Annotated in this window: 1 protein-coding gene; it reads left to right on the top strand. The window is 59.3% G+C overall.

The window, feature by feature from the left end; all coding sequences use genetic code 11:
* Positions 1-273: aldehyde dehydrogenase family protein (locus Q4528_RS13880; RefSeq protein ID WP_303522168.1), on the top strand; the 273-nt coding region annotated here is incomplete at both ends.

Below are 273 nucleotides of genomic sequence, written 5' to 3'. Positions count from 1 at the left end.
GACGTCGGTTTTGCGCCCGGTGTCATCAATATCGTCACCGGATCGGCGCGCGACATCGGCAACACGATCATGGCCGATCCCAAGGTGCGCAAAGTCACCTTCACCGGCTCTACCGAGGTGGGCAAGGAGCTGATCCGGCAATCTGCGGAAACCGTGAAACAGATTTCCATGGAACTTGGCGGCAACGCGCCGTTTGTGGTGTTTGATGATGCCGATCTGGACCGCGCGGTCGCGGGCGCAATGATCGCGAAATACCGCAATTCCGGGCAAACC

It is taken from the genome of Staphylococcus pasteuri, from assembly GCF_030547725.1.
Lineage (GTDB): Bacteria > Bacillota > Bacilli > Staphylococcales > Staphylococcaceae > Staphylococcus > Staphylococcus pasteuri.
Note: the sequence above shows the minus strand (reverse complement) of the source record. Positions and strands in the feature narration are given on the sequence as shown.